Genomic DNA, 23756 nt, shown 5'->3' with positions numbered 1-23756 from the left:
GCGCGCCGCTTCTGTCGGGTCTGGCCGCGACAGCGCCGGTCAGTCGGCCTCGACCGGCGCTTCACCGAAGACGGCGAAGCTGACGACCCAGTAGGCGACGTAGGCGGCGAGCAGCACGTACCCGTGCCAGCGCCGCAGCCGGCCGGTGGAGAGGAAGCCGGCGGCGAGGACGGTCATGCCGACGAGCACCGGGAGGTGCCAGGCGAGCACCTCGTCGCCGACGACGACGCTGCCCCCGGCGAGCAGGATGATGCCGAGCTTCCCGGTCACACCGAACACGACGCTGCCGACGACGTTCGCGATGCCGATGTCGGCGGCGCCCCTGCGGGTGGGTTCGACGGTCAGGAGCACGTCCTCGAGGGTGAGGACGAGGGTGGCGATGGTGGCACCGAACAGGGCCCCCTGGATCCGGAACTCCTCCAGCAGGCCCTCGGTGCCGATGCTGGTCATGGCCGCACCGACGACGAGGCCGACGAGCGCGACGACGGCCAGCCCGATCGCCGCCCAGCCGGGAAGCGGCCGGGCCCGGTCGAACGGCATCGGCACGACGAAGGGTGCCCTGCCGGCGGCCGGTGTGCCCCGCCGAAGCTCCCGCCTGGCCACGTAGCCGAGGAAGAGCGCGAACAGCAGCAGGAGCAGCACGCCGTAGAGCGGGGTGAGGGGCCCGAACACGAGGAAGGGGATCAGCACCAGCGGCGCGACGGCGAACAGGGCGAGGTAGCGGCCCGGGACGGCGACCCGGGTGGGCGAGATGATCGCGGCGAGGGCGAGCACCACCCCGATCATCGAGATCGCCGTGCCGAAGACGGTGCCGAGCGCGACGCCGCTGAGATCCTCCATGTTGAGCGCCACCCCGAAGGCGACGTCGTCGAACTCTATTCCGGTGAAGATGATCGCGAGCAGAAAGACCGAGACGCGCAGGCCCGACGCGGCACCGACGAGATAGGAGATCAGCTTTTCCGCACTGTAGACCAGCAGTGCGGCACCGACGACGAAGAGAAGTATCGACGACAAGAGCCGGGCGCCCCCTTTCCACGACGATCGGCCGGGTCGGCGCATTGCGCCACCGGTCGACAACAGCCATTCGGCACTTCGAGGCGTCATCGTTGCACATCGATGCCGCGCAGGCCAGGGGTAAGATCCCGGCCCGATCGGCTCTACCCGGCACCGCGTGGGAATTGCACGGTGACAGCTCTCGTCGGAGGCGTCTTGTAGGGTCGGAAGCGCAGACCGATCGATTGGTCGCCCACCTCCCGAATCACTCCCAGGGCACCATTCCGATGTTTCACCGAAGCCAAGATGCAGGTAACAAAATGCAACACCGAGAGAAGCCGGGAATCGAGAGCGGCCTGGGCGCCGTCCGGCCCATCGACGTCCAGGGCATGTGCCAGGTGTACGGAGCGACGCGCGAGCTGACCAAGGCCCTGACCGCCCTGGCGGCCGAGACCAGGGCCAAGGGCTGGTGGCACTCGTACGGCGACGCCATCCCCGACTGGTTCGAGATGTACGTGGGGCTGGAGTCCGCCGCATCCCGGCTACGCGGCCATGACGACTCGCTGATCCCGGGCCTGCTCCAAACCGAGGCATACGCCCGAGGCGTCTTCCAGCATCGCACCGACATGAGCGAAGAGGAGTTGGATCAGTTCATCAGCGTTCGGCTTCAGCGGCAAGGGATCCTGCGGCGACGGCTACCGAAGGCCCCTGTGGTCAGTTCGGTGCCCGCCTAGGCGCTGCTGCTCAAGCAGATCGGCAGTTCAGCTACGGCGCACTCGCCGGAACCTTCATGATGCTCGACTTTCCCCTCCGCAACAGGGCCGAGCCCGATCCCTCCGACATCTACAGCGAGTCACTGACCGGCGCTCTCTACCTGGACAGGCCAGACGAGATCGCCGCATACGAGAAGGTGTGGGCGAGCTTGGGTCGACTGGCTCTCGATGAGCAAATCGAGAGAGCTGATCAACAAGATCATTGGAGAGGTCCACCATGGCTGAACTGGCCCGCGCCCAATGGCGTAAGAGCACCCGCAGCGGCGACAACGGCGGAGCGTGCGTGGAAGTCGCCGACAATCTGCCCGGCCACGTATGCCGGGTGCGCGGCCGGCGGAGCAGACGATTCTATTGATCGGCCGGTCACCACGGTCTTCGATCCGACGGCGGGATACCCTGCCTGCGGTGTTTCACACCGCATGACCGGAGGAGCGATGCTGGGATGACGGCAGGGCGAGCGATACCGACACAGGACGACGTGCTCGGGTATTTCAACCTGCTGTCGAACTGGGGACGGTGGGGCGACGAAGACCAGCTCGGCACCCTGAACCACATCACCGACGACGTCCGGCTGGCGGCGGCGCGGGCCGTCCGCCACGGTAGGAGCGTGTCGTGCGCGTGGGAGGTTGCCGCACCGGAAGAGATGGAACGGGCGACGACGTCGTGCCCGTGCGCCGCCGACATGCCGGGTGCCGAGAACATGCCCGTGCCCGGCTTCCACGCCGACCGGCGCTGGGGCTTCTCGTCCGAGCGGATCGGCATCACGTTCCACGGCAACACGCTCACCCACGTCGACTCGCCGTGCCACGTCTTCTGGGACGGCACGATGTACAACGGACGGTCGCACTCGTTGGTCGACCCCGCGACGGGATCGGCGTGGGCGGCCGTCACGGCGGCGGCGAACGGCATCATCACGCGTGGCGTCCTGCTGGACGTCGCGAGGGCCCGGGGTGTGCCGTGGTTGGCACCGGGGCAGGGTGTGTTTCCCGACGATCTCGAGGAGGCCGAGCGCCGCCAGGGTGTGCGGGTGCGCTCCGGCGATGCGGTGCTCCTACGGACCGGCTATGGCCGCGCCCGACACGAGGCCGGCGAGTCCATCGGTTTCACGCAGGCCGGCTGGCACGCGTCCTGCCTGCCGTGGCTGCACGAACGCGGCGTCGCGCTGATCGCCGCCGACACCCCGCAGGACGTTCAGCCGTCGGGGTACGACGACGTGTTGATGCCGGTTCACGCTGTTGGCCTTGTCGCGATGGGTCTGTGGCTGCTCGACAACTGCGACCTGGAGGCGTGCGCGGCGACGGCCGCCGAGCTCGGCCAGTGGGACTTCCACCTCGCAGTCGCACCGGTCCGCTTCGCCGGCACCTCCGGCAGCCCGGTCAACCCGATCGCCACGTTCTGACCGCAGTTCACGCCTGTCGTCGTCGGTGACTCACTCACCTCGCCGGTCGTCCTCCAGCCGGTCCAGGTGGAGCAAAGGCGCCTCGATCTCCTCGGCGGCCGGGGATCCGCTGCCGTGCGCGCGTGCCACGTCGCCCAGCGGGGCCCGGAGCTGCCGCCTGGCGTCGGCCACCTCGCCCAACCCGGCGGCGAGCATGGCGATGTGTTGCCGCAGGGCGAACAGTTCGCCGGCCCCAGCCGGCAGCGCCCGCAGCTCGGCCAGGGCCGCCGCGCCCTCGCCAGCTCAACCTGACACACGGCTGCCTGCTGGCGGCAGTTCCAGATGAGTTCCCGGTCGGGTCTCGGCCGCCCGGCGAGGTCGGCGGCGAGCCGCAGGAACTCGGGCAGCGCCCGGCGGGACGCGCTCCTGGAGCTGCGCCAACTCGTCGAGCGAAGGCGGCTCGACGACCTCCGGCACGGCGCGCGGCCGGACGACCCCCGCGCCGCCCGGGGCAGCGGGTTCCCTCGGCGGCAGCGGGCCGAACGGGTGACGGCAGGGCATCGTCGGGTCGACCTGCCGGCCGTCGGCCATCGTCATCGGGACGTCGGAGGCGATGCCGGCCTCGACCGCCCTGAAGGGGGCCAGCACCTCGTACACCTCGATGGCCGACGCCGGTCGGTCCTGCGGGTCCTTCGCGAGCAGCCGCGCGACGAGCCGGACCCGGTCGTCGGGCACGCCGGCCCGGTGGTCGGCGACCGACGGTACGGATCGCTCAGGTGCCGGTGCAGGACGCCGAGCACGCTCTCCGCCCGGTACAGCGGTCGGCCGGTCAACAGTTCGAACAGGACGCAGCCGAGCGCGTACAGGTCGGCGCGCGGACCACGCGTTCCTGCGCCCGCATCAAGCCCCCAGTGTGCGTCGCGGTCGATTCGGTTGTCGGTGCTGCTAGGACTTTCCGCCGTACAGGTCGTTCAGCTCGCGGTAGGCCGTCAACACGGCCGTCGTCTCGTCGGCGAGCTGCTCGCCCGCGTAGGCCCCGGCGTGGGAGCCGTCGAGCGACAGCTTGTCGAGGGCCGCCCCCGTGCGCTGCAACGTGTCATCAAGATCCTGGTCGCGGACGAACATCTCCCCCGCCGCTGCGGTCGCCATCAGATGGGACGTCAGCCTCGCGAGGTCCGCATTGACCTCTTCCCACAGGTCGCCGGCCCGCTGCTGCTGACTCTGAAGGTCGAGGCGGGCGCGGTTCGTCTCGACGGTGCCGTCCGACGCGTGCCGGCCCAGTTCGTCGCGCACCTCGCGGATCTCCTGCCTGCGCGCCAGAACCGCCGCGCCCTCCCAGAGGCTCTCCGCCACCAACTCGGCGGCGTCGCTCGGGTCGACCAGACTGTCCAGAGCGGGGAGGGTTCTGCCGATCCGCTCCGCCAGGGCCTGGAGATCCCGGAACGACAGCCGTTCCTCGTGCGTGGTGAGCAGGCGGTGGATGCCTGGGTAGAGGTCGATGTCGGGGGCGACCACGGTGCTCCGCCTGGCCGCCTTGAACCCGGCGGCAACCGCCAGCAGAACGAGGGCCAGGTCCACGATCAGGAGCAACCACCAGTAGGCGGCGGACGCCAGGCCGCAGACGTACAGGGAGACGATGGCCACCGCGATGAGCTGGATGGTGGCGCGCTTGCTAGCCGCGCTCCCGGTGATCTGTTTGCCGGGGGTCACCTCCGTGATGCTGCCCCACTCATGCACGTTCGCCCTGCCGCTCATCCGCATCTCGGTCAGGGCGACAGCGGTCACCTGCGCATCGCGGGCGATCCAGAGGTGGAAGGGGTGGTCGGACGGGGACAACCGTCCTCCTCTCCAAGCTTGAAGTTAGGCGATGCCCTTGCGGCGGCGGATCATCTGGTACGCCGCTTGCGGGCGAACTGGTTGCCTGCGGACAAAGGATTATGTCCGCCGCTCCGCGCCGGGCGAGCTCGTCGACCAGCGGGATGCTGGTCCGTTTCGTCGGCGGCGATGGACTTTCGGGCCGTTGCCGGCCAATTCGTACGGTGCTGCCCCGGCTGGTCAGAGCAAACAACGCCGCTGGCCACGCCGCCGACGGCCAATTTCACCAGCTCTGCTCCAGCTCGGCGGCCTGTCGGATTGCCGACTCGAAAGCGCCGAGCCGCCGGAACGCCTTCCCCAGCGCTCGCCGCTCCGCCACCGGCAGCCGCCGCACGTACGCCCGCCGCATGTCGAAGCGCAGCATTCCCGACAGGCTGGAGGCCCGCCGCTCATTGGCGGAGGTGCGCGGTGGGTGGGGACGCAGCAGGTGGTGGTAGCGCGAGCAGTTCCCTGTGACGGTGACGGACCGGGACGTGAGCTGCCGAGCGACCATCGGCACCACCACGTCGCCGAGGGCGAGCGGCATCCCCTGCACGCAGGTGGCCCGGAACGGCCCGATGAGTTCGAGTACGCCGGTGCGGGCCAGTTCCCCGGCGGTGATCTCTTCGTCCAGGTAACGCTCTACCAGGCCATGGGTCGCTGCACAACGACGGCGTGGCATCCCGACCGACTGACGGCCCCTGGGTACCCACCGATCGGAGACAAGGAGGAATGCTGTGAACGATCGCCCGCTCGACCCAACCGCGTCCCTTACAGGCTCGACCGCCCCCGACCGCTTCGCCTGCGGTGACAGCGGATCCGGCCCCAGCGCCGTCAGTGGGATGACCTGAGCAACCGCCGCGCCTCACCTCGCCTCTTTCCGCGAGGCAGGGCGAGGCCAGCAGCCGATGACGTTCCGTGACTAGCTCCGGCGGGCGCTTCCCCGTGCCGGTCGGCGTGACTCTGCGTCATGTCCCGTCGACCTGGCAGGGCATCCCGCATCCCCTTTGCTCTGCACCTATATCCGCAACACTGCCGCCTACCTGTGCACATGCGAGATCGCGGATGGCCGAGGGCCACGTCGGACCGTCGCGCTGCGTGGAGCGTTGCGTCCGTGGGTGCAGAGCAAAGGGACCATGGCGGGGGGTGCCGCCGGGGCGGACCATCGCGTTGTGTCACGTACAACGGGCGGGTTCACGCGCGGGACGCGGCGGCCCGGCCTGGCGGCGGACCCGGCGGGGGCAGCCGGCCCCGGCCAGGGCCGTCGCGGCCGGCCGCGACACCGGGTCCGGGCGGGGTGGGGTGTGCGGCGAGCGGCGACGCCGGTAACGTTGCGCCCCATCACGCCCGGCGGCCGCACCGCCGGCTCTCGGATAGGTCCGACTCTACGGAGGATGCCGGATGTCCCACGGCGGGGAAACCTTCGCGGTACGCAACGAGCCGAACGGGCGGCCGAGCTTCGAGCAGGCGTTGCGTGGCTACGACAAGCGCCAGGTCGACCGGTACGTCGAGCAGGTCGAGGCCGCGGCCTCGGCACTGACCGCCGACCGGGACCGGGCGCAGCACCAGTTGCGCAACCTGACCCTCCAGTTCCAGGCGCTGCAGGCGGAGGTGTCCGAGCTGCGCCAGCGGCCGGCGCAGGTGGACAAGGCGTCGTTCCGGGACCTGGGGCCGATGGTCGACCAGATCCTCGCGCTCGCCGAGAAGCAGGCCGCAGCGATCACGGACACCGCCGCGCAGCGGGCCGGCGACCTGCAGGCCGAGGCGGAGCGGATCCTGGTGGAGGCGCGGGAGCACGCCGCCCAGGCGCTGCACGACCTGGAGGCGGAGCTGTCGGCGCGGCGCGCCGAGCAGGAGAAGGCGTACGAGGAGCGGCGTTCGGCGGCAGAGGCGCAGCTCGCGGACGTGCAGGAGCTGGTGGAGCAGCTCCGGACCGACGGTGAGGCCGCGCACGAGCAGGCCCAGCAGGAGGCGAAGCGGATCAACGAGCTGACCGCCCAGCAGGTGGAGCAGGCGCGGGCGGCGGCTGAGGCGCTGACCAAGGCGGCCCGCACCCAGATCCAGCAGGAGGTGCAGGCGGCGCGGGCGCAGAGCCAGCAGGAGCTGGCCCAGTGGCGGGTCAACGTGGAGCGGGAGATCAACGAGCGGCGGGCGGCGGCCGAGCAGGAGCTGGCCGAGCACCGGGCGGCGGCCGAGCGGGACGTGGCCGGGCAGCTCACCGCCGCCGAGGAGAAGATCGCCACGCTGATCGCCGAGGCGCAGCAGTACTCGACGGAGGTGCGCAAGCGCGCCGACGAGCAGGCGACCGCGCACCAGGAGCAGCTCACCGCCGTGCAGCAGGAGGTGGGCAGCCAGCGGCAGGCGTTGACGCAGCTGCACGCCGAGCTGGACACCGCCCAGCAGCAGCTCGCGCAGATCCGCCAGGAGGGCGCGGCGCTGGAGAACGAGGTCAACCAGTTGCAGCAGCACCTCGCCCAGGTCCGCCAGGAACTCACGGCGGAGGCGAACCGGCTGGAGGAGGCGCGCAACGCCGCCGACTCGGCCGAGCGGCACGCCAAGGACGTGCGGGCCCGGGTGCAGCGGGAGGCGAAGCGGGTGGCCGACCTGGCCGCCGCCGCCGTGATGGCCGCCGCGGCCGGTGGCGGGGAGACCGCCGAGTTTCCGACGGTGAAGCCGCGGCAGCAGGTCGGCGTGGACCGCCTCGCCGCCGAGATCGGCGAGCTGAACGAGCTGGCCGGGGCAGCCGAGCAGCCCGCCGAGGACGTCGCGGCGGCGGCCCCGGAGACGGCCGTCAGGTGAGGTGCCCGGCGGCGCGGGCGTCGTAGCCGGACAGCCGCCGCCCGGCGGGACGTCGTGCCGGGCGGCGGCTGTCGGCCTACGAGGTCAGCAGCCGCAGGTGTAGTACAGGATGTCCCAGTGGTTGCCTTCCTTGGTGTACAGGTTCCCGGAGGCGGACCGGTACTGGTAGCCGAAGCCGGCGATGTAGCCGACGTAGGCGAAGTGCGCCGAGATGTAGTTCTGCACGCAGGTGGTCAGGCCGATGTCGAGCTTGTAGCCGGTCCAGTGGCTGTAGGCGCCGTCGGCGTGGCCGACCTCGGTGCCGGCGGTGATGGTGATCGCGCAGCCGCTGACCCGCTTGAACGTGATGATCCCGTCGATGGTGGCCTGCCGGATGCCGTCGAACGACGTGCAGGTGGCGGTGTAGCGGTCGCTGCAGTTGCCGCTGGAGGTCCAGGAGATGCCGGCGGCCGACAGCTGGGACGCGGCGCTGGAGTGGGTGATCGCCAGGGCGGGGCTGGCGAAGCCGAGCGTGACGCCGAGGGCCGCGAGCGCGGCGACGAGCAGGGTCACCGCTCGGCGGCGCAGCGTGGGGCGGGTCGTGGACATGGTTCTCCCGTATCGCCGTTGGGGGTTGGATTTTTGCGATTCAGGGGGCCGGCCTTGCAGGATTTCTACCAGACATTGACGCTCATGACTAGATGCGGGCCTCGGCGGGCCGGTCGGTGATCAGCTTGTCGGTACGGCCTGTTACGGTCGCGCCGCCGCTGCACCAGTCGAGCCGGAGGTTGGCGTGTTCCGCTCCCACTTGTCGTCGTTCGCCGGGCTGCCCGTGCTGCCCTTCACCCCGGGGATGAAACTGCCCGACGATCCGTCGGCCGTCGCCTGGCGGCTGGAGGTCGAGGACTTCGAGGCCGACCCCGAGGAGTTCGCGGCCCTGGTCACGGCCCTGCGCGACGAGGTGCCCGCCGACTCGGTCCGGGCCCTGGTGATCGGCGAGTGGGGCTCGGCGTACGAGCGGGCACTGCCCGTGGAGCTGCTGGTCGACGCGGCGCAGCGGTGGACGTCCCTGCGGGCGGTCTTCCTCGCCGACCTGACCGTCGAACAGTGCGAGGTCTCCTGGCTCACGCACGGTGACGTCACCGGGCTGCTGACGGCGTACCCGTCGCTGGAGGTGCTGTGGGTGCGCGGGGCCAACGAGCTGCACCTGACCCCGGTGCGCCACACCGGCCTGCGGGAGCTGGCCTTCCAGACCGGCGGGCTGCCCGGTGCGGTGGTCCGCGCGGTCGGCGGCTGCGACCTGCCCGCGCTGGAGCGCCTGGAGCTGTGGCTCGGCCGGTCCGACTACGGCGGCGACACGACCACCGACGACCTCGCCGACGTGCTCGCCGGCACCCGGCTGCCGGCGCTGCGCCACCTCGCGGTCTGCAACGCCGAGGGCGCCGACCGGGTCGCCGCGGCCGTCGCCGCCGCGCCGGTGGTCGACCGGCTGGAGGTGCTCGACCTGTCCAAGGGGGTGCTCACCGACGCCGGGGCCGAGGCGCTGCTGGCCGGTCGGCCGCTGGCCCACCTGCGCCGCCTCGACCTGCACCACCACTTCCTGTCCGAGGCCGCCGCCGAGCGGGTCGTCGCCGCCCTGCCCGGCGTCGAGGTCGACCTGTCGGAGCCGCAGAAGGCCGACGTCTACAACGGCCGCGAATACCGCTTCACCGCGGTCGGGGAGTGAGCCTGCGATGAGCGTCCTGTCGCACGCCGAGTCCTTCGCCGGACTCCGGGTCGTCCAGGTCCCCGCCGACGGCCCGCTGCCCGCCATCGACGGGCCCGTCGCCTGGCGCATCGACCACCCCGACTGGGACAGCAGCACCGAACACCAGCCCTGCCTCGGCTTCCGCGACGCGTTCGACCGGTTCGTCGACGCCGCCGGCGAGTCGGTGCAGGCCCTCGTCGTCGGCGCCTGGGGGTACGCGGCGTTCAACGTCGCCCCGATCGACCAGCTCTGCGCCGCCGCGCCGCGCCTGCCGAACCTGACGGCGCTGTTCCTCGGCGACATCGTCAGCGAGGAGTGCGAGATCTCCTGGATGCGGGTCGGCGACGTCAGCCGGCTGCTGACCGCGTACCCGAAGCTGGAGGTGCTGCGGGTGCGCGGCGGCGAGGACTTCCGGTTCTCGCCGGTGCGCCACGAGCGGCTGCGCCGCCTTGAGGTGGAGAGCGGCGGCCTGAGCGGGGACTTCGTCCGCGCGGTGCTCGACTCCGAGCTGCCCGCGCTGACCGACCTGGAGCTGTGGCTCGGAGTCGAGGAATACTGCGGCGACACGACCGTCGACGATCTGGCCCCGCTGCTGGCCGGGCAGCGGTTTCCCGCGCTGCGCCGGCTCGGGCTGTGCAACGCCGAGCACGCCGACGAGATCGCCGAGGCCCTGGCCGCCGCGCCGGTGGTGCGGCGGCTGGAGCTGCTGGACCTGTCGCTGGGCACGCTGTCCGACCGGGGCGCGCTCGCCCTGGCCGGCGGGCAGCCGCTGACCCACCTCACGAAGCTGGACCTGAGCCACCACTACGTCTCCGACGAGGTCGTCGCGGCGGTCCGGGCCGCCCTGCCCGGCGTGACGGTGGACCTGTCCGACCCGCAGGAGCCCGACATCGACGACGACGAGGAGTACCGGTACACGGCGGTGTCGGAGTGACATGCGCCTGACCGTCGTCGGCAACCCCTACAACCGTCGCGTCGGCCTGTTCACCGCCGCCGTGCTCGCCGCCGGGCTGCCCCGCCCGGCGGTGCTGCCCTGGGCCGACGTGCTCACCGGGGCGGCCCCGCCGCCGGCCGGCGCGCTGGTGCGCGTCGACTCCCCCGGCGAGGACCCGCAGGTGGACCGGCTGCTGCGGCGGGCGGCCGCCCCGGCGCGGCACGGCGAGCTGATCGGCCTCGCCGACACGTACACCGGATTGGTCGACGGCCTGGCCCGGGTCGCCGCCGGCGGCGCGGAGCTGCTCAACGACCCCGGCGACGTGGCGGCGCTGTGCGACAAGCGCCGCTGCCACGCGCGGCTGTCCGCCGCCGGGGTCGCGGTCCCGGCGGCGCTGCCCGCAGTCGACGGGTACGCGTCCCTGCGGGCCGCGATGGCCGCCGCCGGGTGGGCGCGGGTGTTCGTCAAGCCGGCGCACGGCTCGTCGGCGGCCGGGGTGCTGGCCCTGGCCGTCGGCCCGCGCGGCGTGCGGGCGGTCACCCCGATCGAGGTCGCCCCGGACGGGCTGTTCAACTCGCTGCGGGTGCGCACCTACGACGACGAGGCGACCGTGGCCGCGCTCGTCGACCGGCTCGCCGTCGAGGGGCTGCACGTGGAGCGGTGGCTGCCCAAGGCGGGTCTCGGCGACCGGGTCGTCGACGTGCGGGTGGTGGTCGTCGCCGGGCGGCCCACCCACGCGGTGGTGCGGGCCGCCGCCGGGCCGCTGACCAACCTGCACCTGGGCAACGCGCGCGGCGACCTGGCCGAGCTGCGGGCCGCCGCCGGCCCGGCGGCGTGGTCGGCGGCGATGGAGACCTGCGTACGGGCCGCCGCGTGCTTCCCGCGCAGCCTGCACGTCGGGGTGGACCTGATGTTCCTGCTCGGCTGGCGGCGGCACGCGGTGGCGGAGGTCAACGCGTTCGGGGACCTGCTGCCCGGGGTGCTGGCCGACGGCCGGGACACCTACGCCGAGCAGGTGCACGCGCTGACCAGCGGCCGGTGGGAACGCTGGCGGGCCACCGCCACGGCAGCGACGGCCACCGGCACGCGGGCGGCGGAGGTGGTGGCGTGCGGGAGCTGATCGGAAGTCACGACGTCTGCCTGGTCACCCTGGACACGCTGCGCTTCGACGTGGCCGACGACCTGGCCGCCGCCGGGCGTACCCCCGCCCTCGCCCGGGTGCTGCCTGGCGGCCGGTGGGAGCGGCGGCACTCCCCCGCCAGCTTCACCTACGCCGCGCACCACGCCTTCTTCGCCGGTTTCCTGCCCACCCCGGCCGCGCCGGGGCGGCACGAGCGGCTGTACGCGGCGGCGTTCCCCGGCAGCGAGACCTCCGGCGAGCGGACGTGGGTGTTCGACGCGGCGGACCTGCCGACCGCCCTCGCGCAGGAGGGCTACCACACGCTCTGCGTGGGCGGGGTCGGCTTCTTCAACCGGCGCGGCGCGCTCGGGTCGGTGCTGCCCGGCCTGTTCGCCGAGGCGCACTGGGAGCCGGAGTTCGGCGTCACCGCCCCCGGCTGCCTGGACGCGCAGCTCGACCGGCTCGCCGAGACGCTGCCCCGGGTCCCGGCGCGGCAGCCGCTGTTCACGTTCCTCAACGTCGCGGCGCTGCACCAGCCCAACCGGCACTACCTGCCCGGCGCCGACGCCGACGACCTGGCCAGCCACGCCGCCGCTTTGGAGTACGTCGACAGCCGCGTCGGACGACTGTTCGCCCTGCTCACCGGGCGGGGGCGACCGGTGTTCACGATCGTGTGCTCCGACCACGGCACCGCGTACGGGGAGGACGGCCACACCGGCCACCGGATCGGCCACGACGTGGTGTGGACCGTCCCGTACGCCCACTTCACGCTGCGACCGGGAGAATGGTGACCAGCAACCTCGCGGGCCTCGACGGCTCGCCGTACCAGCAGTACCTGTACGCGTACCCGCACAAGACGTCGTACCGGGCGCTGCGGCCCCGGCCGCTGCTCGCCGACGTGTGGCGGGCCGAGCCCCGCGACGCGCTGTTCCTCTACGCGCACGTGCCGTTCTGCGAGATGCGCTGCGGCTTCTGCAACCTGTTCACCCGCACCGGCGCGCCCGCCGAGCAGGTCACCGCTTACCTGCGGCAGCTGCGCCGGCAGGCCGAGCGGGTCGCCGACGCCCTCGGCGGCGACGCCGGGTACGCCCGCGTGGCGTTCGGCGGCGGCACGCCGACGTACCTGACGGCCGGCGAGCTGACCGAGCTGTTCGACATCGCCACGTCGACGCTGGGCGCGCGGCTGCCCGGCGTACCGCTGTCGGTGGAGACGTCGCCGGCCACCGCGACGCCGGAGCGGCTCGCGGTGCTCGCCGCGCACGGCACGACGCGGGTGAGCATCGGCGTGCAGAGCTTCCTCGACGCCGAGGCCCGCGCCGCCGGCCGCCCGCAGCGGCGGGCGGAGGTGGAGGCGGCGCTCGGCGCGATCCGCGACGCGGCGATCCCGCTGCTCAACGTCGACCTGATCTACGGCATCGACGGGCAGACCGCCGACACGTGGCGGCAGAGCCTGGAGGCGGCCCTGGTCTGGCGGCCGGAGGAGCTGTACCTCTACCCGCTGTACGTGCGCCCGCTGACCGGGCTGGGCCGGCGGGCGCACGCCCGCGCCGACTGGGACGCCCAGCGTCTCGCCCTGTACGCGCAGGCGGTGGAGGTGCTCGGCGCGGCCGGGTACCGGCAGGAGTCGATGCGGCAGTTCCGCCGCGCCGACGTGCCCGCGCCGGACGGGCCGGACTACTGCTGCCAGGACGACGGGATGGTGGGGCTGGGCTGCGGCGCGCGGTCGTACACGACGGGCCTGCACTACTCGTTCGACTACGCGGTCAGCGTGTCCGAGGTGCGGGCGGTGCTGGACGACTACCTGGCGCGTCCGGCCGGCGACTTCGCGTACGCCGAGTTCGGCTTCGCCCTCGACGGCACGGAGCAGCGCCGCCGGTGGCTGCTGAAGTCGCTGCTGCGCGCCGAGGGCGTCGACGCCGCCGCCTACGCGGCCCGGTTCGGCGCCGCGCCGGGCGACGACTTCCCCGAGCTGGGGCGGCTGGTCGAGCGGGGCTGGGCCACCGACGGCGGGCTGCGGCTCACCCCGGCCGGGCTGGCCCGCTCCGACGCCGTCGGCCCGTGGCTGACCTCCGCCCGGGTGCGCCGCGCGATGACCGGGTACGTGCCCCGGTGAGCACGGCCGACCGGTGTGGCGGAGGCGGCGGCAGCAGCGGCCTGGCGATCCTCTACCGGGGTCCCCTCGCCAGCTGCAACTACGACTGCCCGTACTGCCCGTTCGCGAAGCGGCGCGACCCGCCGGACGTGCTGGCCGCCGACCGGGCGGCCCTGGAGCGGTTCACCGGCTGGGTGGCCGCGACCACCGACCTGCGGCTGTCGGTGCTGTTCACCCCGTGGGGCGAGGGGCTGACCCGGCGCTGGTACCGGGAGGCGATGGTGGGGCTGTCGCACCTGCCGCACGTCGACCGGGTGGTCATCCAGACCAACCTGGCCGCCCGGGTGGACTGGCTGGCCGAGGCCGACCCGGCACGGGCGGCGCTGTGGACGACGTACCACCCGGCGCAGGTCACCCGGGAGCGGTTCCTGGCCCGCTGCGCCCGCCTGACGGAGCTGGGCGTGCGGTTCTCCGTCGGCGTGGTGGGGCTGCCGGAGCACCTCGACGAGGCGCGGGCGCTGCGCGCGGCGCTGCCGCCGCACGTCTACCTGTGGGTCAACGCCGCCGAGGGCCACCGCTACGACGCCGCGCAGGAGGCGACCTGGACGGCGCTGGACCCGCTGTTCGGCTACAGCGTGCGCCCGCACCTGTCGCTGGACCGGCCCTGCCACGCCGGGGAGACGGCGATCTCGGTGCGGGGCGACGGCACGGTGCGCCGCTGCCACTTCGTCGACGAGCCCATCGGCAACCTGTACGACGGTTCGTGGCGGGCCGCGCTGCGGCCCCGCACCTGCGTGAACGGAGCCTGCGACTGCCACATCGGGTATGTCCACCTCAAGCCGCTCGGGCTGCGCGACGTGTTCGCCGGTGGGCTGCTGGAACGCATCCCCGCCGGCTGGCCGCCCGGCTGACCGGGCCGGGCCGGGGCGACCGCCCAGCGCAGCCGGCCCGGCCGGCGGTCAGGCCCGCAGGGTGTGGCTGGGTGGCCGGCCGTAGGCCCGCCGGTACGCCTCGGCGAAGCGGCCCGGGTTGCCCCAGCCCCACCGGCGGGCGATCGCCGCGACCGACGCGCCCCCGGTCGGGTCGGCGTCGACGAGGTCCCGGTGCGCGCGGTCCAGCCGGACCCGGCGCAGGTGGGTCGTGGGGCTGACGCCGAGGTGCCGCGCGAACGCGGCCTGGAGCCCGCGCGGGCCGACCCCGCAGACCTGCGCGATCTGCGCCACGGTGATCGGCTCGGCAGCGTGGGCCTCGATGTAGGCCACGGCCCGCCGGACCACGGCCGGCTCCACCCGGCGCGGCCCCGGCACGTAGCCGGCCGTCATGATGGTGTTGGGGAACACGGCCAGCGCGGTCGTCGCCACATGCTCGGCGAGGCTGGCCCGGATCAGCGGGTGCGCCAGCGTATCGCCCGCCGCCGCGGCCTGCGCGTCGAGGAACGCCGACAGCCCCGCCCAGGCGCGCGCCATGGCGGCGGAGACGGGGGCCATCCCCTCGAACCGGAAGTCGGCCGCGGCGACGTCGGTGCGGGTGGCGGCGACGCGGGCGACGTGCGCGGTCGACAGCCGCACCACGCTGGCGGTGACGTCGCTCCACTGCACGATCATGGGCGAGTTGTGGAACCGGCCCACCGCGCCCGGCGGCAGGGCCAGCTCGTCGCGGCCGACCCGCCAGTGGTACCACCCGCGCCGCACGTGCACCGCCAGGAAGCCCGAGTAGGGCTCCGTCCAGGACCGGGCGTCCATCGAGTGCACGATCTGGTCGACACCGAGCTCTCCCGCCTGGGTGGTGGCGAGCCGGAACCGGAAGCCGAGGGCGCTGCCGGCGAACCGGGGGCGGTGGGCGGAGTACTGCGCGGCGATGGTGTGGTGGGCGAGGTCGGGATCCCGGGTCGCGACCTCGTCGCGGATCACCGGCGCCCGCCCCGTGGTCGCGGCGCCCGCGCCGTCACCTGTGCGCACGTAGCCTCCCCCGTCGCCGCAGTCGGAGGGTCAACGCCCCGGGCCCTGGTGGCGTTACGGGCGGCCGGGCGCTGGCCCCGGCAGGGGCGGGATCCGTCCACCGGCCGGGACGGCGACCCGCCGCCGGCCGGTGCCGCAGGCAGGCCGGCTAGCTTGGGCGGCCGGTGCGGACGCCGGCCGGCGTCGCCGGGGGCCGGCAGGTCGGGAAGGGGTAACACGTGCGAGACGACTTCCCGCGCCACCTGGCCAAGGAGCTGGACGCCGCGGACCCGCTCGCGGACCTGCGCGACCGGTTCGTGATCGCCGACGACGACCTGATCTACCTCGACGGCAACTCCCTGGGTCGGCTGCCGGCGGCCACCCCGGCGCACCTGGACCGGCTGGTCCGCCAGGGCTGGGGCGACGGGCTCGTCCGGTCCTGGCCCACCTGGATCGAGTGGGGCCGGCGCATCGGCGACCGGCTCGCCGCGCACGCCCTCGGCGCGCGTCCCGGCGAGGTGGTCGTCTCCGACTCCACGTCGGTGAACCTCTACAAGCTCGCCGCCGCCGCGCTGGACGCCGCCGGCGACCGCCGCACGGTGCTGGTGGACGCCGAGGACTTCCCCACCGACCGGTACGTCCTGGAGGGGCTGGCCGCCGCGCGCGGGCTGACGCTGCGGCTGCTCCCCTCCGACCTCGACGAGGGGCTGCGGCTCGACGAGCTGCGCGCCGCGCTCGACGGGGACGTCGCGCTGGTGGTGCTGTCGGCGGTGGCCTACCGGTCGGGGGCGCTGCTGGACATGGCGGCCGTCAACGCCGCCGCCCGCCAGGTCGGCGCGACGGTGCTGTGGGACCTGTCGCACGCCGTCGGGGCGGTGCCGATCGAGCTGGCCGCCACCGGCGCGGACCTCGCGGTCGGCTGCACGTACAAGTACCTCAACGGCGGCCCGGGCGCGCCGGCCTTCCTGTACGTCCGCCGCGAGCTGCAGTCCCGGCTGCGCCAGCCGATCCAGGGCTGGTTCGGCCGGCGCGACCAGTTCGGCATGGGTCCCGGCTACGACCCGGCCACCGACCTGGACCGGTTCCTGGTCGGCACCCCGTCGATCCTCGCCCTCGCGCCGCTCGACCCTGCGCTGGACGTGCTCGCCGAGGCCGGCATCGAGCGGGTACGCGCCAAGGGCCGCCGCCTCGGCGAGCTGATCGTGACGCTGGCCGACGCGTGGCTGACCCCGTACGGCTTCCGGGTGGCCTCCCCGCGCGGGGCCGACCGGCGCGGCAGCCACGTCTGCCTGCACCACCCGGAGGCGCTGCGGATCTCCCGCGCCCTGGCCGAGGCGGGCGTGGTGGGCGACTACCGGGCCCCCGACCGGCTGCGGCTGGGGCCCGCGCCGCTCTACACCCGCTATGTCGACGTGTGGGATGCCCTGGACCGGCTGCGGGACCTGGCCGAGCGGCGCGGCTGGGAACGGGTGCCGGGCGGGCCGTCGCGGGTCACCTGAGCGCGTCGGTGGCACGGGGCAGGGCGAACCAGACCTCGGTCCCGCCGCCCGGCGGGGACTCGATGCCGACCCTGCCGCCGTGGGCGGCGACGATGCCGGCGACGATGGCCAGGCCCAGCCCGCTGCCGCCGCCGCGCCCCGGCTCGGCCTGGGTGAACCGGTCGAACGCCCGCTCGGCGAGCGCGGCGTCGACGCCCGGCCCGCCGTCGGTGACCCGGACCGTGACGCCGTCGGCGTCGGGCTCGACGGCGACGGTGACGGGGGCGTCGGCCGGGGTGTGGGCGCGCACGTTGGCCAGCAGGTTGGCCAGCACCTGCCGCAGGGCGTGCTCGTCGCCGGTGACCGGCACGGGCGTGGGCGCCAGCAGCCGGGCGGGCCGGCCGGGCTGGGCGGCGAGCAGGTCGGCGACGGAGTCGCGGGCCAGCACCGCCAGGTCCACCCGGTCGTGCCGCAGCTGCGGCTCGGCGTCGAGGCGGGCCAGGTAGAACAGGTCGTCGAGGATGCGGCCCATCCGGACGGCCTCGTCCTCGCTGCGGGCCAGCACCTCCGCCCGGCGGCCGGGCTCGACCATGTCGTGCCGCAGGATCTGCAGGTAGCCGCGGATCGAGGTCAGCGGGGTGCGCAGCTCGTGGGAGGCGTCGGCGGCGAAGTCCCGCAGCCGCTGCTCCGAGCGGGTGCGGGCGGCGATCGCCGCCTGGAGCCGGGTGAGCATGCCGTTGACCGCGAGGGTGAGCCGGTCCACCTCCGTGCGCGGATCGGCGACCCGCACGCCGTCCAGGGGGACCCGGCGGTCGAGGTCGCCGTCGGAGATGGCGGTCGCGGTGGCGGTGATCCGGTCCAGCGGGCGCAGCCCCCGCACCAGCAGCAGCCGCGCGGAGCCGGCCAGCAGGAGCAGCACGGCCGCGCCGCCGGCCAGCTCCACCAGCACCAGCCGGCGCACGGTCTGCGTCACCGGGGCCAGCGGCAGCGCGATGAGCACGACGGCCTCGCCGGCGCGTACGGTGACCACCCGCCACCGGCCGGCCAGGGTGACCGGCGCCGACGGGCCGTCGGCGGGCGGTGCCGGCGACAGGTCGAGCAGCGGGGTGGCCGGCGGGGTGGCCGCCGAGAACCGGGTGAGCGTGCCGCGGTGGCGGATCTCCACCAGGTAGTCCGACGGCGCGACGGCGGCCCGGACCGTGCCGGGGGGCTGGCCGGCGAGCTGCTTCACCCGGGTGGCGACGACGGCGGCGGCGGAGCGCAGCTGGTCGTCGGTGCGCTGCATCAGGTACGCCTGCAGCGCCAGCGCGCTGACCAGCCCGGCGGACACCAACGCGGTCGCGGTGAGCCCGACCAGGCCGAGCAGCAGGCTGCGGCGCAGTGGCAGCCGGTTCACCCCGGCGCACGCAGGGCGTAGCCGAAGCCGCGCCGGGTCTCGATCAGGGGCGGCCCGAGCGGGTCCAGCTTGCGCCGCAGGTAGCCGATGTAGGTGTCGACGACGTTCGACGCGCCGTCGAAGTCGTAGCGCCACACGGCGTCGAGGATCTGGGCGCGGGAGAGCACCCGGCCGGGGTTGAGCATGAGGTGGCGCAGCAGTTTGAACTCCGTCGGCGACAGCGACAGCAGCCGGCCACCCCGGCGGACCTCGCAGGTCTCCTCGTCGAGTTCGAGGTCGGCGTAGCGGAGCACGCCGGTGGCGGGCACGGGGGCGGAGCCGATGCGGCGCAGCACCGCCCGCACCCGCGCGACCAGTTCCTCGACCGAGAACGGCTTGGTGACGTAGTCGTCGCCGCCGTAGGTGAGGCCGGCGATCCGGTCGCGCGGGGCGTCGCGGGCGGTGAGGAAGACGATGCCGATCTCGTGGCCGGCGGCCCGCAGCGACCGGCACACCTCGAACCCGTCGCCGTCGGGCAGCAGCACGTCGAGGACGACGAGCCGGGGGCGGCTCTCCCCGGCGCGGCGCAGCGCCTCGGCCGCGGTGGTCGCGGTCACCACGTCGAAGCCGTGGAACCGCAGCACGGTGGCGAGCATGTCGACGATGTTGGGCTGGTCGTCGACGACCAGGACCCGGACGGCGGCGGCGTTCATCTCGACGGATCAGACCACGGGCGGCTGGGAATTCGATGAGAGTCCGGCGAGAGCCTCCGCCTTCCCCGACTCGGGGGCGGGCCGGCGCCGGCGGCCCGGGTGCCACCAGTTGGCCCGGCCGAGCAGCGCCATCGTCGCCGGCACCAGCAGCCCCCGGACCACGGTGGCGTCCACCGCCACGGCGACCGCCATGCCGAGGCCGAACATCTTGATCACCGGGTCGGTGTGCAGGACGAAGCCGGCGAAGACGGTCACCATGATCAGCGCGGCGGAGGTGATCACGCGGCCCGTGCCGGCGAGCCCGTCGCGGACGGCGACCCGGTTGTCGCCGGTCGCCCGCCACGCCTCCTGCACGGCGCTGAGCAGGAACACCTCGTAGTCCATGGAGAGGCCGAACAGCAGGGCGAACAGCATCATCGGCACGTAGCTCTCCACGGGCACCGGCCCGGACAGGCCGGTCAGCTCCACCCCCCAGCCCCAGGAGAAGACGGCCGTCAGCACCCCGTACGCGGCGCCGATCGAGACCAGGTTCATCACGGCGGCCTTGACCGCCACCACGGGGGCGCGGAACGCCACGTACAGCAGGACGGTGGACAGCCCGACGACCACGGCGATCACCCACGGCATCCGGTCCCGGACGCGGTCGGCCAGGTCGGCGCGGGTGGCGGTGGCCCCGCCGACGTGCACCTGCACGCCGTCGACCCGCACGTCGCGCAGGTCGGCGACCAGGGCGGCGGTGGCGGGGTCGCTGGGTCCGCTGTCCGGTTGCACGCTGGCCGTGGCGACCCGGCCGCCGTCGGCGAGACGCACTGGGGCCACCGACGCGACGCCGGGCGTGGCGGCCAGCTCGCGGGTCAGCTCGACGAGCCGGGGGTCGGCGGTGCCGGCGGCCGGCGGGTCGACGGCGGCGACCACGTTGAGCGGGCCGTTGACGCCGGGGCCGAACCCCTCGGCGAGCAGGTCGAAGCTGGTGCGGGTGGCGCTGCCCGGCGGGTCGTCGCCGGCGTCGAGCTGGCCGAGGGTGAGCGTGGCGGCGGGTGCGGCGAGCACGGCGAGCAGCGCGGCGGCGAGCAGGGCCCACCGCCAGGGGCGGCGGGTCACCCGCTCGGCCTGCCGGGCCCAGCCGGAGCCGCCGTCGGCGGCGCGGCGGCGCAGGCGCAGCGGCAGCGCGTCGAGGCGGGGGCCGAGGACGGCCAGCAGGGCCGGCAGGAGGGTCACCGCGCCGAGCACGGCCACCACGACCACCAGGCCGGCGGTCCAGCCCAGCGTGCCGAGGATGGGCACGCCGGCCACGGCGAGGCCGCCGAGGGCGATGACCACCGTGCCGCCGGCGAACACGACCGCCGCGCCGGCGGTGCCCATGGCGGCCACCAGCGCCTCGTCGGCCGGCGTGCCGGCGGCCCGCAGCGCCCGGTAGCGGGTGATCAGGAACAGGGCGTAGTCGATGCCGACGCCCAGCCCGATCATCGTGGCCAGGTTGCCGGCCACCGACGGCACGGACACCAGGTGGCCGGCGAGCCCGACCGTGGCGAGCGCGCAACCCAGGGTGAACAGCGCGGTGACCAACGGGACGGCCGCGGCGACCAGGCCGCCGAAGGCGAACAGCAGCACCACGGCGGCGACGAGCAGCCCGACGGCCTCGGCGGTGTGCGAGCCGCCCCGCTCGGCCGCCGTGGCGAGCACCCCGCCCGGCACCGTCTCGACGCCCGCGTCGCGGGCCGGCTGCGCCGCGTCCAGCACCGCCCGGCTGAGCTCCTTGTCCACCTCGCGTGCGGGCACGTCGAGGCGGACGGTGAGGTAGCCGGTGCGGCCGTCGGGGCTGAGGGTGCCGGCGCGGGCGTCGACGCCGTCGACCCGGGTCACGTGCTCCACGGCGGCGAGCGCGGCGGCGCTGCGCTCCAGCGCCGCCCGGCGGTCCGGCTCGTCGAGGCGGCCGGTGTCGACGTGCACCACGACCTGGCCGCTGCTGGCGGGACCGCCGCCGCGTTCACTCAGCTCGCGGGCGAGCTGGGCGTCGCTGCCGGGCAGGGCCACGTCGTTGTCGACCGGCCGGCCGAAGGCGGCGACGCCGCCGACCAGGGCGACCGCGAGCAGCAGCCAGGCGGCGAGGACCCGCCACGGCCGGCGTACGCACCAGCCGCCCAGCCGCTCCAGCGTCCGGTGGGTCCAACCGTCGGTACGGGCGTGCATCAGTTTCCTCCGCAGGTGCCGGCGCGGCGGCCGTCGCCGCCCCCGGGCAGGGTCAGGTCGTGTCCGGTCAGGCGCAGCCGCAGGCCGTCGTCGGCGACGTCGACGCCCTGCCAGCTCAGGCCGGCGGGCAGCGCGGGCAGCGGCCGGGACAGGTCGCGGCCACCGGTGAGCCGCTCCACCAGCTTGGCACCCGCGGGCCGCCGCATGCCCAACACCTCGATCTCGGTGGGGGTGACGGTCAGTCGGCCGGCGTCGATCGCGGGCCGGGCGAGCACGGTGACCGGGAGCTGCTGCCCGGCCATCGGCGCGGTGGTCTCGACGGCGAGCAGCCCGCCGACGCCCCGGTAGTGCACCGGGCGCTCGCCGACCGTGCCGGGCAGCGCGTCGAAGCCGACGCGGATCCGCAGGTCCAGCGCGCCGACGCGGGCCGGCTGCTCGCCGGGCAGCCGCACCTGGGACAGCTCGGCGTCCACCTCGGCGGCCCGCACGTCGCCGCGCGTGACGTCGGCGGCCCGCACGCTCACCCGGCCGAGCTCACCGGTGAGCACGCCGGGCAGCACGGGGAACCCGCCGAGGTCGACCGTGGGCGACCGGTCGAGGCCGGCGGCGCAGGCCAGCCGGTCGGACAGCCGCTGCGCCGCCGTCCGCGCGACCCACCGGTCGGCCACCACCGCGACCGTCGCAAGGACCGCCACGCAGGCGGCGGCCAGCAGGGCGGCTCGTCGCCGCCGGATGATTCGCAATCGCACCGGTAGAGCAGAACAGGCCGGTCTGGACCCACCACCCGAGGACGATGAGAGAAACGTGGGAGTTCGGGGTGGCCCACCTGCGGGGGCGCCCCGGTGGGGGCTGACCGCCGGGGGTGGGGAGGCTACCAGTCGATGCCGAGGGTGGCGACGTAGTCGCCGAGCCGGTCGGCGATGAGCCGGTCGTCGGCGACCGAGTAGTGCCAGTGGCAGCCCAGGAGGTCCAGGCCGGCGTCGTCGAGGTGCCAGTAGCGGACCTTGGCGTCGCCGGCGGCGTTGCGGTCACTGACGACCTGCCGGGCCTTGTCCCCGAAGAGGCTCGTGCCGACGACCACGATCGTCGTGCCCGCGCCGTAGCGGGCCCGCAGCTTCTCCAGGAACGCCACGTACGTGGCGCGGTAGGCGGCGGCCAGGCTCGTGTCCGTCCACGGCTCGCCGCTGTTGATCGGGGTGGAGAAGTCGTTGGTGCCGAGGTCGACCACGACAAGCTGCGGACGCCACGTGGCGGGCCGGTCCCAGACGTCGCCGTCGACGTGCAGCAGCGCCCGGTCGTAGTAGGTGCCGTAGCTGACGCCCGGCGAACCGCCGTTGTAGTTACGCACCATGCCGATGCCGGAGTAGGCGTTGACCTGGTAGTCGGCGTCGAGCTCGCGGGCGGTGAGCGCGCCGAAGCTGAGGTCGGTGTTGGTGGTGCGGGTGACCTGGTCGCCGGTGCAGTCGCGGGTGCCGGCGGTGTTGCCGTAGCCGACGGTCAGCGAGTCGCCGATGAACTCGACCTGCCGGGTGCGGGCGGCGGGCCGGTCGAGGATCGCCCCGCCTCCGGCGGCGACGAGGCCGCCGAACGCGCTGGCGCTCCACGGGCTCTCGGTGCGCTTGACGAGCCGTACGCTGTGCTCGCCGGCGGCGAGCCCGTCGATCCAGCGGGTGGTCGTGCCGGGCTTGACCAGGGTGGCGACGACCTGCCCGTCGACCGCCACGTCGTAGTCGTTGGCGGCGTCGTCGAAGACGAGCCCGACGCCGGTGCCCCGGAAGCGGCCCTCGAAGTAGATGCCGGGCCAGCTGTACTGCACGGTCTGCCCGGCGGTCACGACCCGGCCGGCGGTGTGGGTCTGCGCCAGCACGCCGGACGGCCCACCCGGGTCGCCCGGGTCGTCGCCGCCGCAGGTGGTGCCGTTGAGGGCGAAGCCGGTCGGGGCGGGGTTACCGGCGGTGAACGAGCCCATCACCCCGAAGGTGGTGCTGCCGCCGGTGGCCAGGCCGCCGTTCCACGCCGCGTTGCGGGCCGTCACCTGCGCGCCGGCCTGGGTGACGGTGGCGTTCCACGCCTGCGTCACCCGCTGGCCCGAGGGGTAGGACCAGGTCAGCGTCCAGGCGGTGACCGGGGCGCCCAGGTTGGTGACGGTGACGTCGGCGGTGAAACCCCCGGACCACTGCCCGCCGACGCGGTAGGTGACGGCGCAGCCGGCCGCCGCGGCCTGCGCGGGCACGGCGGCGGTGACGGCGGCGGTCGCGCCGAGCATCAACGCGGTCAGCACCGCGGTCGCTCCCCTGGTTCCCACGCGTTTCCCCTCGCTGGTCCGACGGCGGTCGAGTCGACCGTTAGTCTGATATCCAAACAAACTAATCGACGGTCGTGAGTACGCGCAAG

General features: G+C 74.2%; 22 protein-coding genes and 2 pseudogenes. 12 read left to right on the top strand and 12 right to left on the bottom strand.

Going from position 1 to position 23756, the window contains the following annotated elements:
- Window positions 1–39 precede the first annotated feature (39 nt).
- Entirely contained in the window at window positions 40–1014 is a 975-nt protein-coding gene (locus LPU61_RS17145; protein ID WP_229405478.1) for a sodium:calcium antiporter, read from the bottom strand.
- Window positions 1015–1313: 299 nt separating this feature from the next.
- Between LPU61_RS17145 and LPU61_RS31515 the strand changes: the two genes are divergently transcribed.
- From LPU61_RS31515 to LPU61_RS17130, 4 genes and pseudogenes are all read left to right on the top strand, one after another.
- Entirely contained in the window at window positions 1314–1727 is a 414-nt protein-coding gene (locus tag LPU61_RS31515; protein ID WP_255700152.1) for a Scr1 family TA system antitoxin-like transcriptional regulator, read from the top strand.
- Window positions 1728–1783: 56 nt separating this feature from the next.
- Window positions 1784–1882: pseudogene (locus LPU61_RS31510) on the top strand (XRE family transcriptional regulator); the annotation flags it as partial.
- A 101-nt stretch (window positions 1883–1983) separates the two neighbouring features.
- Window positions 1984–2082 (top strand): annotated as a pseudogene (locus LPU61_RS17135) (DUF397 domain-containing protein); the annotation flags it as partial.
- Between the two features lie 126 nt (window positions 2083–2208).
- Entirely contained in the window at window positions 2209–3165 is a 957-nt protein-coding gene (locus tag LPU61_RS17130; RefSeq protein WP_229405477.1) for a cyclase family protein, read from the top strand.
- Between the two features lie 30 nt (window positions 3166–3195).
- Here the strand turns inward: LPU61_RS17130 and LPU61_RS17125 are convergent, their stop codons facing one another.
- The 4 genes from LPU61_RS17125 to LPU61_RS17110 all read right to left on the bottom strand — a co-directional run bounded on the left by LPU61_RS17125 (window position 3196) and on the right by LPU61_RS17110 (window position 5680).
- Window positions 3196–3336 carry a hypothetical protein gene (locus tag LPU61_RS17125; protein WP_229405476.1) on the bottom strand — a complete coding sequence of 47 codons (141 nt, stop codon included), beginning with the start codon at window positions 3334–3336 and terminating at the stop codon, window positions 3196–3198.
- Between the two features lie 111 nt (window positions 3337–3447).
- Entirely contained in the window at window positions 3448–3879 is a 432-nt protein-coding gene (locus tag LPU61_RS17120) for a hypothetical protein (RefSeq protein WP_229405475.1), read from the bottom strand.
- 210 nt (window positions 3880–4089) lie between these two features.
- Window positions 4090–4980, bottom strand: a complete 891-nt coding sequence (locus tag LPU61_RS17115; RefSeq protein ID WP_229405474.1) for a hypothetical protein — start codon at window positions 4978–4980, stop codon at window positions 4090–4092.
- Between the two features lie 262 nt (window positions 4981–5242).
- Window positions 5243–5680 (bottom strand): hypothetical protein, encoded by a 438-nt coding sequence (locus tag LPU61_RS17110; RefSeq protein ID WP_229405473.1) that lies wholly within the window; start codon window positions 5678–5680, stop codon window positions 5243–5245.
- A 719-nt stretch (window positions 5681–6399) separates the two neighbouring features.
- Between LPU61_RS17110 and LPU61_RS17105 the strand changes: the two genes are divergently transcribed.
- Entirely contained in the window at window positions 6400–7797 is a 1398-nt protein-coding gene (locus tag LPU61_RS17105; protein ID WP_229405472.1) for a hypothetical protein, read from the top strand.
- Window positions 7798–7881: 84 nt separating this feature from the next.
- Here the strand turns inward: LPU61_RS17105 and LPU61_RS17100 are convergent, their stop codons facing one another.
- Complete coding sequence (locus tag LPU61_RS17100) at window positions 7882–8385, bottom strand: hypothetical protein (RefSeq protein WP_229405471.1); 504 nt, start codon at window positions 8383–8385, stop codon at window positions 7882–7884.
- A 184-nt stretch (window positions 8386–8569) separates the two neighbouring features.
- Here LPU61_RS17100 and LPU61_RS17095 point away from each other — a divergent pair, with 184 nt between their 5' ends.
- The 6 genes from LPU61_RS17095 to LPU61_RS17070 are packed head-to-tail and all read left to right on the top strand — an operon-like array spanning window position 8570 to window position 14580.
- Window positions 8570–9502: an STM4015 family protein gene (locus LPU61_RS17095; protein WP_043969021.1), complete on the top strand. Its 933-nt coding sequence runs from the start codon at window positions 8570–8572 to the stop codon at window positions 9500–9502.
- A gap of 7 nt (window positions 9503–9509) precedes the next feature.
- Window positions 9510–10457, top strand: coding sequence for an STM4015 family protein (locus tag LPU61_RS17090; RefSeq protein WP_043969020.1), 948 nt, complete (start codon window positions 9510–9512; stop codon window positions 10455–10457).
- 1 nt (window position 10458) lies between these two features.
- Window positions 10459–11577, top strand: coding sequence for an STM4014 family protein (locus LPU61_RS17085; RefSeq protein ID WP_229405470.1), 1119 nt, complete (start codon window positions 10459–10461; stop codon window positions 11575–11577).
- Window positions 11565–12368, top strand: coding sequence for an STM4013/SEN3800 family hydrolase (locus LPU61_RS17080; RefSeq protein WP_043969621.1), 804 nt, complete (start codon window positions 11565–11567; stop codon window positions 12366–12368). The genes LPU61_RS17085 and LPU61_RS17080 overlap by 13 nt, the downstream gene beginning before the upstream one ends.
- Complete coding sequence (locus LPU61_RS17075; RefSeq protein ID WP_229405469.1) at window positions 12365–13690, top strand: STM4012 family radical SAM protein; 1326 nt, start codon at window positions 12365–12367, stop codon at window positions 13688–13690. The genes LPU61_RS17080 and LPU61_RS17075 overlap by 4 nt, the downstream gene beginning before the upstream one ends.
- Window positions 13687–14580: an STM4011 family radical SAM protein gene (locus LPU61_RS17070; RefSeq protein ID WP_229405468.1), complete on the top strand. Its 894-nt coding sequence runs from the start codon at window positions 13687–13689 to the stop codon at window positions 14578–14580. Before LPU61_RS17075 ends, LPU61_RS17070 begins: the two co-directional genes overlap by 4 nt.
- Before the next feature lie 48 nt (window positions 14581–14628).
- Here LPU61_RS17070 and LPU61_RS17065 read toward each other — a convergent pair whose 3' ends face one another.
- Entirely contained in the window at window positions 14629–15627 is a 999-nt protein-coding gene (locus LPU61_RS17065; protein WP_229405467.1) for a helix-turn-helix transcriptional regulator, read from the bottom strand.
- Between the two features lie 218 nt (window positions 15628–15845).
- On the opposite strand from LPU61_RS17065, the gene kynU reads away from it, so the two are divergent.
- The gene (gene kynU / locus LPU61_RS17060; protein WP_229405466.1) at window positions 15846–17105 is read left to right on the top strand and encodes a kynureninase; all 1260 of its coding nucleotides are present in this window, start codon (window positions 15846–15848) and stop codon (window positions 17103–17105) included.
- On the opposite strand, the gene LPU61_RS17055 is transcribed toward kynU, so the two are convergent.
- The 5 genes from LPU61_RS17055 to LPU61_RS17035 all read right to left on the bottom strand — a co-directional run bounded on the left by LPU61_RS17055 (window position 17098) and on the right by LPU61_RS17035 (window position 23667).
- Window positions 17098–18480, bottom strand: coding sequence for a cell wall metabolism sensor histidine kinase WalK (locus LPU61_RS17055; protein ID WP_052504026.1), 1383 nt, complete (start codon window positions 18478–18480; stop codon window positions 17098–17100). The two genes, kynU and LPU61_RS17055, sit on opposite strands and share 8 nt — an antisense overlap.
- Window positions 18477–19172 carry a response regulator transcription factor gene (locus tag LPU61_RS17050; protein ID WP_043969013.1) on the bottom strand — a complete coding sequence of 232 codons (696 nt, stop codon included), beginning with the start codon at window positions 19170–19172 and terminating at the stop codon, window positions 18477–18479. The genes LPU61_RS17055 and LPU61_RS17050 overlap by 4 nt, the downstream gene beginning before the upstream one ends.
- Before the next feature lie 9 nt (window positions 19173–19181).
- Window positions 19182–21362, bottom strand: coding sequence for an MMPL family transporter (locus LPU61_RS17045; RefSeq protein WP_229405465.1), 2181 nt, complete (start codon window positions 21360–21362; stop codon window positions 19182–19184).
- A complete protein-coding gene (locus LPU61_RS17040) occupies window positions 21362–22111 on the bottom strand; it encodes a DUF2993 domain-containing protein (RefSeq protein ID WP_158499210.1) in 750 nt (249 codons plus the stop codon). The genes LPU61_RS17045 and LPU61_RS17040 overlap by 1 nt, the downstream gene beginning before the upstream one ends.
- A 122-nt stretch (window positions 22112–22233) precedes the next feature.
- Entirely contained in the window at window positions 22234–23667 is a 1434-nt protein-coding gene (locus LPU61_RS17035; protein WP_308102568.1) for a cellulose binding domain-containing protein, read from the bottom strand.
- Window positions 23668–23756 lie beyond the last annotated feature (89 nt).

The organism is Micromonospora sp. NBRC 110038 (genome assembly GCF_020884815.1).
GTDB classification, from domain to species: Bacteria; Actinomycetota; Actinomycetes; order Mycobacteriales; family Micromonosporaceae; genus Micromonospora; species Micromonospora haikouensis.
The sequence above is the reverse complement of the archived record's forward strand: the minus strand, read 5'-3'. Positions and strand labels throughout refer to the sequence as shown.